This window comes from Mongoliitalea sp. (genome assembly GCF_054166905.1).
Map to the genome: position 1 here is coordinate 1 of NZ_JBSZCK010000025.1, position 1,583 is coordinate 1,583.

At 39.7% G+C, this 1,583-nt stretch carries 2 protein-coding genes; both read right to left on the reverse strand.

All coding sequences use genetic code 11. The features are described from left to right. Nucleotides 1-486 precede the first annotated feature (486 nt). Nucleotides 487-1,146 (reverse strand): ATP-binding protein, encoded by a 660-nt coding sequence (locus ACXIUD_RS08910; protein WP_458052278.1) that lies wholly within the window; start codon nucleotides 1,144-1,146, stop codon nucleotides 487-489. 83 nt (nucleotides 1,147-1,229) lie between these two features. Continuing rightward, a partial coding sequence (locus tag ACXIUD_RS08915) for an energy transducer TonB (RefSeq protein WP_458052279.1) occupies nucleotides 1,230-1,583 on the reverse strand: 354 nt, incomplete at its 5' end.

The window sequence follows — 1,583 nt, forward strand, 5'->3', positions numbered from 1 at the left end:
GTTGGCTGAAAGGAAGGCATTGAGGGCATCCATCCCACCGACAAACTCGGGCGCATCTTCTACCAGATCAAAAATTTCTGGCTCTTGAGGTTCTGCAATGGGTACGTCTATTAATTCGACTATTTCTACGGCTTCCTCTTTATTACTATTAAAGCGCTTATTTTTAATCAGTTTCAATTTTCAACTTCCAAAACCCTCCCTTTTTTCCTTCTTTTCTTTCTAACAAGTCAAATTCTTTTAATTTCTGGATATTTTTTTCAATTGCTCTTTCTGTAATTTTGATTGATGCGGCCATTTCCGGAATAGTGACATCTGAGGAATGATATACCATTTCCAAAATCTTCAAGGCACTTTTCCCTAGTTTAGTTTCTGAGTTTTGTTGGATCCTGAGCTTTACTTTTTTCCAATCTGCACCCGAACTTTTTCCCGAACTTTTTCCGATTTTCCTTTAATCTTACCAAAGTTCAAGTATTTATCACAGGCAACTTATTTTGTTGTAAGGACTTTCCATTCCCCACCTTTAGTAGGGCCAATCCTTTCAATAATTTTTTCATTTTTCAGCTTATCCAATTGATATTCAACACCTCTCCTAGACAAGCCTGTTAAAGTCTGTAATTCTTTTGCCGTGATTTTTGGTCTTTCTTTCATAGCTTTTAAAATTTTCTCCACAGTTTCTTCCACAGTTTCTTCCACAGTTTCTTCCACAGTTTTCTCCACAGTCCTTCTGAATACCACAGTGAAAATCCCATCTGTTTTGAAAACAGGTTCCGGAAGATCGGTTGCTGTCATCGTTTCTTTCATTCGGCCTATACCTGAACCAACCTGCTCTACCAAATCAATGCGCACAAACAATCCAAATATTAAGGGGTTTCTGCTATGGCTTTTTGTACCAAACTCACTTGGGGTAATAGCACTTTTTAAACCTCCGGGATTACTTATCTCTACCCGATCATCGAACAGCTCAATGGTAATCTTGGCTCCCTTATTGTAGTAATCCCGATGGGCTAAGGCGTTGATAATTGCCTCTTTGAAAGCCCAAAAGTGTCGATTTTTATAAATAAGCGTTAAACGAAGTTTTAAAAAATTCGAAAAATTCCATTCCATTCCCTCAACAAAAAAAATCCCAACCCCATGTTTCAAGCACACAGGATTGGGATTTCATTCAGCAACTGAAGGCAATTATCTTAATGCTGACAAACAAAACAGCACGGTTATGCAGTCTTGCCTACCTATGAACTCAACTTAAACTTAATCGGAAGTCGCATGCGTACAGCAACTTCTTCGCCTTTTTGTTTGCCTGGAATCCAGTCTGGAAGCATCTGTACTACCCGTAAAGCTTCTTCATCGCAGCCTCCTCCGATACCGCGAAGTAATTCATGATTTTTGACTTTACCGTCAGCATGGACTTCAAACATTACATAGACGGTACCCTCTATACCCAAATCTTTTGCTTGCTGAGGATACTTAAGGTTGGCTGAAAGGAAGGCATTGAGGGCATCCATCCCACCGACAAACTCGGGCGCATCTTCTACCAGATCAAAAATTTCTGGCTCTTGAGGTTCTGCAATGGGTACGTCTATTAA